This is a genomic window from Saccharopolyspora sp. NPDC050389, from assembly GCF_040655595.1.
In the GTDB taxonomy this organism is placed as follows: Bacteria; Actinomycetota; Actinomycetes; order Mycobacteriales; family Pseudonocardiaceae; genus Saccharopolyspora.
In genome coordinates, this window is record NZ_JBFAKG010000191.1 from 1 (window position 1) to 6,252 (window position 6,252).

The following is a 6,252-nucleotide window of genomic DNA, read 5'->3' on the forward strand; positions in this document are numbered from 1 at the left end:
CCCTACCCGCTGGAGGACATGCTCGCCGAAGCCCGCGGATTCCGGCTCGCCATGACCCTGGCCCACCAGCACCTTGGCCAACTCCCACGCGAGCTGAAGGAAGGAATCTCCACCAACGCCCGCAGCAAGATCTTCTTCAACGCCAGCCCCGAAGACGCCCGCGAACTCTCCCGCCACACCACACCACGGCTGTCCGACCACGACCTGGCTCACCTGGACGTCTACCACGCCGCCGCGCGACTGGTCCTGCACGGCGCCGAAGCCGAGCCCTTCACCCTCCTCACCCAGCCCCTCCCGCCCCCGATCCCCGGGCGTGCCCGGGAGATCCGCCGCATCGCCCGGCACAACCACCACCGGTCGACCCCACTGCCCCAGGACGTGGACGGACATCAGTCCCGCAGCGCGGATCCGCGTCGCAACGCCTAGCCACCACACGAGCTCCCGGAGACGGCTCGCCGTGCTCGTCGCTGCGATACCAACCTGTCCATGACCTCTGGTCTGGAGTGCTATTCCCGTGATCACCAACCCGACTCGGCAGCGCGCGCTGCATGGCCTCAAACCCGCACGCTCAACACCGCGCGTCGCGAACTCCGTTGAACACCAAGCGACCCTGGCCTGGCGGCTGACACCCCGCGACAAATGGATCATCCGGATGCTGCACGAACACCGCGTGCTCACCGCCACCCAGATCACCGCCTGCGCGTTCCCGTCCTTCCGCTCCGGCCGCCAGCGCCTGCGCGAGCTGTTCCAATGGTCGGTCCTCGACCGCTTCCAGCCCGCGATCGTGCTCGGCACCGCACCCATGCACTACATCCTCGGCCCCGCCGGCGCCGCCGTCCTCGCCGGCGAACACGGCCTGGACGTCAAAGACCTCGGCTACCGCCGCGACCGGACCATGAGCATCGCCCACCACCAACGCCTGGCCCACACCATCGGCATCACCGAGTGGTTCACCACCCTCATCGCCCGCACCCACCACCACCCCGACGAAATCCTGAGCGCGTGGTGGTCGGAGGTCCGCTGCGCCCGCCACTTCGGCGACCTCGTCCGCCCCGACGCCTACGGCCGCTGGCACACCCCAACCGGCGACACCGAGTTCTTCCTCGAATTCGACCTCAGCACCGAAACCGTGGCACGCGTCGCCCGCAAACTCCACGGCTACGCCCACCTCGCCACAGCCACCGCCATCACCACCCCCGTCCTGATATGGCTGCCCACCAGCCGCCGCGAGGTCACCGTCCGCCGACAACTCCACCACACCTGGCACGACCTCGACCAACCCCACCGAGTACCCGTCGCCACCGCCGCGGCCGACCGCCTCAACCCCGACCACGACCATCCCAGCCCCGCCGACACCATCTGGGCCCCCCTCGCGGTCGCCGGCAGCGACGGCAGATACGCACTGCACGACCTCACCCGCCTGTGGAATCTCCCGGCCCCCAGCCCAGCGAACAACCCCGCAACTGACGTGGCTCCGCCGGGCCTCCTGCCGCCGCCCGCACCCATGCCACCGCCACAACCTCGCAGGACGGCGAGGTGATCGACCCTGTCTGTCCTCGCCAAGACCGCTCTCGCCGCCATGGGCGGGTTCGTCGTCCTCATCATGCTCATGGCCGCTGCTGCCGCCGGTGTCGTCACCACGTTCCTCGGCAGCCAGCACACGCGCTGCACACCCGCCAGGCCGACGGCACCTACCGTGCCCGGCTACTCACCTGACCAGATCGCCAACGCCACCACGATCATCACGGTCGGCAAACAACTCAACGTCCCCGAACACGGGTTGATCATCGCGCTGGTCACCGCCATCCAGGAATCCCGGCTACGCAACCTCGACCACGGCGACCGCGACAGCCTCGGCCTCTTCCAACAACGCCCCTCCCAAGGCTGGGGAACACCAGCACACATCCTGAACCCCACCTACGCCGCCACCCAGTTCTACCGGCACCTACTCGCCATCCCGAACTGGCCGGCGATAAGCCTCAACGACGCGGCACAAGCCGTCCAGCGCTCTGGATTCCCGAACGCCTACGCCCGCCACGAACCCGCAGCACGCCAACTCCTCACCGCCCTCGCCGGATACTCCTGCACCGGAACACCGCCAGGGGAGTGGGCCGTTCCCGTGCACGGGCAGTGCACCTCAAGATTCGGACCTCGCGGACTGGACTTCCACCGCGGACTGGACATCGCCGCACCACTCGGCACACCGATCCTCGCCGCCAGCGATGGCACCGTCATCGACTCCGGACCTGCCACCGGCTACGGCCTCTGGATCCGCATCCAGCACCCTGACGGCACGATCACTACCTACGGCCACAACAACCGCAATCACGCCCAACAAGGCCAAGAAGTCCAGATAGGACAACTCATTGCCGAGGTCGGTAACCGAGGCGAATCAACCGGACCACACCTTCACTTCCAGATCGAACAACACGGGAAGCCAACCGATCCGGTCGAATTCTTCCAGCGGAACGGCGGGCCGTCCCTATGCAACCAATGACACCGGACGGCCCGGATCAACATCGTGGCCCAGGGACGGCGATCGGCGGTCGCCTGCCCGATAGGAGGAATGTCTACATAAGACTTTTATCCTGGTGCGAAGCCAACTTGACAGAACCGGGGCAACGGAGCGTCCATGTCTGTGTAGCCCGCTCGACCGGCAGCGCACCGGGGGCTGCACCGCCCCCGGGGGCATGACTACCACCCATCTCAAATCGGAGAGAACCGTCATGCCCAGGAAGAACAACAACGCCCGCACCTCGGCCAAGCAGCGCCCCCTGAAAGCCGTTCTGGCCACCGAGGCCACCTCAGCGCCCGCGCGCACCGAATCCCAGGACAAGGTCTGGGCCGCGCTCCACTCCAACCCAGGCGCCACTACCGCCGACCTCGCCGAATCTGCGAAAGTGGGACGATCCACAGCCGGGAAGATCCTGGCCGCATGGGCCATGGACGGAAGCGTCAGTCGCATCACCGGCATCGCCGACGGCGGACGCCGCAGCGCCGACCGCTGGACCATCACCCACACCGGCCAGACCACGCCCCTTCCCAGCACAACCGACACCGCATGCGATGACGGCGCGGCTGAATCAACGGACGCGGAGGAGCCGACGAACAATGAGCGGAATGCGGAAGCTCGCGCGGAGAACCCGGAATCTACCGACATCGCACAGAGCCGAAGCGGAGACCTTGACACTCCGGGCGCGGTCACCAAGGGCCCTCGGCTGAGCAAGGGCGAATTGCGCGGCATGGTCGAGGACTACCTCTCCGACCACCCCGACGAAGAATTCAGCCCCAACACCATCGGTAAAGCGCTCCACCGCTCCTCCGGAGCCATCACCAACGCACTCGAGAAGCTCGTCGCCGACGGATACGCGCTGCGAGCCCAGGACAAGCCCAAGCGCTTCACAGCGGCACACCGTGGTGATGAAGCCGCCAACTAACCCAATGAAACCGAGTAACAGGGTCTGGTACCGAACGGTGTCAGACCCTGCGGCCCCGAGTGGGTTCAAACGCGGCCGCTGCGCCATGTTTATACGGGCTGCAGCGGTGCTTGGGGCTCGGAGGGGCGCCGCGCCCGCCTCCCCTTCTACTATGCCGGCGCCCTCCACCGGCACCACGTGCCCGCCGACTGATCGCCAGCGGTCGGGTACTCGGATGGTCAAGCGGTGGGAGCCCCCGACGTCGCCCGTCCATCCCCTGAACTCCCCGCGCGGCATGGTGCCCGCTTTGGCGGCTGTAGCGGGACCGACGTGTGGCACTGAGCCGTCGCATGCTGGCTTGCCGATGGTGCCCTGTTGAGTAGCTGCCTGCGGTAATCAGCTCCAGGAGCCAGCGAAAAACACGGCTCATTCTAAGCTGTTTCGCAGAGTCCATAGTTTTTGTTACGTCACTTCTATGTGACCTTCCTTTCGCTCTTTTGGCGTATGGATAGTTTTGTAAATCTGTTTTAAATTTCCCTTTGCTCGGACGACTTTGCGTCAACGAGAGGCAATGCGTCGAGTCACATAAAAGGGAGTTTTGTCTTTGATGAAAAGGCAGTTGGCGCTACTTGCCACCACTTTTGCTCTCTCATCGATCGCTGGTCCAGTGGCCGCGGCGGCTACGTCGCCGGCAATGTCGCTAGCAGTCTCTCCGGCGTATTTGAACAGTTCGAATCTCGAGGCTGGGCAGCAGCAACAGCAATGCGTAGAGCGTGCGCGCATATCCGGCACTCAGGATGACTACCAGTGCACTGTCGCGGTCAAGCATGCCGGATCATTGCCTGGGAAGCCGAGTCCTGATATGAAGGAATCGCTAACTTCAATTGATGGCTATGAAGGCCTGGGCGATGTGGAGGCAAATGCAGTCGCCCCGGCATGTGATCAAGGATTTTATAACCCGAATCGGTTTACGTCGTGTTCGGCTAACTTGTGGACCATCACTAATGCGCGAACTTCCAATGGTCAAGTCACTCTTGTTGGTGAAATGGACGTAGTTATACGATCCTCGGTGGAATTTCCCGACGGAAATGGGGTGACGCCGAGCTGGGATCTAGACACCGATATTCAAGTCACGCGAGCGTGGGGGACCCTCCAAACCGCCAGCGGAATCGCGTGGACGGGCTGCTACAACAACTCTAAAGTATGTACTACTTCGCAACTTGGGGGCTCGAACGCTGAAGGTGAGTCGCTGAATCTCGCATTCGGACCAGTCATTTCGAAGTGGTACACGCAGTATGCCGCAGAAATGCCCTTCAATACCGTTCGCGATCTCTACGGGCACCTGGGCGCGGCCATCCAGGTCAACGCGCCAGGAAACCCCGTCCTTCTCATTGACCATGCCGAGAACACGCTTTTCGGTCGATGCGACAACCTGATCAACAGATTCGGGGCGGGATGCGTTGATCAATATGGAGTTGCCTACGTCTCGTACGACGTTCGAGACAATCCTGCCCTCAAAGAAGTGGCGCAACACGTCTTCGACGCTATTCGAACGCTTCCGAGTCACTGGGGAAGTGGCGCAGTCGGTGGCCACCCGCTGAACAGGCTTACCGACGCTGCAGCCATCGAAAACAACCGTAACATTTCATGCGCCGGCGTCGAGGTGGGAGAGGGAGAATCGTGTGACGAATATCCCTTGGCTTCCACGTATCAAGGGGGCAACGGAGCGTCATCCGACGACCGATCTACTCGTGTTGTACCGTTCAACGCTAACAGCAGTCAAGGCGGCATCACCAGTGCATACTATGACTACTACCGGATCCATAACCTTGACGACTTCTACGTTCAAGCTATCCTTGAAGACGGTTCAACCGCTTGGTGAACGCTCAAAGAGGGGATAGCGCGAGTGCCTGACAAGCACGGCGATGTGGTGCTGTCCGTCCGGTCCATGGACGGGCAGTACCACATTCGCTCCCTGCCCGGGATGAATGACGCATGGCCGGGTAGCCAGGATGGACTGTTCGTTGGCGAGGACAACTGGGTCGCGATCTTGTGCGGCACCCAGTTCGGCCCAATCGAACTCCGCGTCCGCAAACACGACGCTGCCCCGGAAGACATCGACCAAGGCTGGGATATGGCCGCGGAATGGTCCCTTGATTGCGCCGAGGGCCGCTTGACAATCCAAGATATTTACAGCAGTGATCCACCTCAGGTCGTCGATGTTGCCCCAGGCTGGGTCCGACTGCGTTTGTCAGTACGTGGTCGTAAGCGAGCAGCGGAAACATCGGCTCCCATGGATTTCGCAGCCGAACACCATCTCTTGCAACTCTGGCCCACCTGGGCCCGTCAGGATCCAACTGTCGTACACGGGCCCGATAGACTTGCTCAGTTCTTGCGGTGAGCAATATTTACCCCCTCTTTCTCGGAAACTATCAGTGAGGTTGCGTGCTCTCCGAGCCGGTGTTGGCGAAGCTGCAGCGCAGGCGGCGGAATCCGCGGGGCCTGGATAACTTCGCCGTTGAGGGTGAACCCGCACTCGGGAAGCTGCTCAGGAGAGCACGCGTTCGGCGCCTGGTCCCTTGGCGGCACCGGAGACGTCCACCTTCAGCTGCGTGCGGTCGGACGGGGTGAGGCCGAATCTCGCGCCGTACTGCGCGAACGCTGGCTCGGCGTCCCGCTGAACCGTCAGCGCGGGGTTCTTCACGAAGCCGTTCGGCCCCCGTACCTGCAGCGCGGAGCTGAAGAGGCCGCCGGGCGCCAGGTGGCCGCTGGGTAGGGGGGGTGTTTTTGGGGGCGGGAGAGCGCGGCCGGGGCTGCCGGGGGGTCAGCGGGCTGG

General features: G+C 63.5%; 6 protein-coding genes and 1 pseudogene. 6 read left to right on the plus strand and 1 reads right to left on the minus strand.

Annotation, left to right across the window (positions count from 1 at the left end; translation table 11 throughout):
* The 6 genes and pseudogenes from AB0I53_RS48970 to AB0I53_RS48995 form a co-directional block, all read left to right on the plus strand.
* Positions 1–426 (plus strand): annotated as a pseudogene (locus tag AB0I53_RS48970) (type VI secretion protein); the annotation flags it as partial.
* Positions 427–514: 88 nt separating this feature from the next.
* Complete coding sequence (locus AB0I53_RS48975) at positions 515–1,540, plus strand: replication-relaxation family protein (RefSeq protein WP_358617946.1); 1,026 nt, start codon at positions 515–517, stop codon at positions 1,538–1,540.
* 39 nt (positions 1,541–1,579) lie between these two features.
* Positions 1,580–2,497, plus strand: coding sequence for a M23 family metallopeptidase (locus AB0I53_RS48980; protein WP_358617948.1), 918 nt, complete (start codon positions 1,580–1,582; stop codon positions 2,495–2,497).
* Positions 2,498–2,591: 94 nt separating this feature from the next.
* On the plus strand, positions 2,592–3,437 hold the full coding sequence (locus AB0I53_RS48985; protein WP_358617951.1) for a MarR family transcriptional regulator: 846 nt from the start codon (positions 2,592–2,594) through the stop codon (positions 3,435–3,437).
* Positions 3,438–4,023: 586 nt separating this feature from the next.
* On the plus strand, positions 4,024–5,298 hold the full coding sequence (locus AB0I53_RS48990; RefSeq protein ID WP_358617954.1) for a NucA/NucB deoxyribonuclease domain-containing protein: 1,275 nt from the start codon (positions 4,024–4,026) through the stop codon (positions 5,296–5,298).
* A 24-nt stretch (positions 5,299–5,322) separates the two neighbouring features.
* Complete coding sequence (locus AB0I53_RS48995) at positions 5,323–5,817, plus strand: hypothetical protein (RefSeq protein WP_358617956.1); 495 nt, start codon at positions 5,323–5,325, stop codon at positions 5,815–5,817.
* Between the two features lie 147 nt (positions 5,818–5,964).
* Here AB0I53_RS48995 and AB0I53_RS49000 read toward each other — a convergent pair whose 3' ends face one another.
* Positions 5,965–6,177 (minus strand): P27 family phage terminase small subunit, encoded by a 213-nt coding sequence (locus AB0I53_RS49000; protein ID WP_358617959.1) that lies wholly within the window; start codon positions 6,175–6,177, stop codon positions 5,965–5,967.
* Positions 6,178–6,252: the final 75 nt, after the last annotated feature.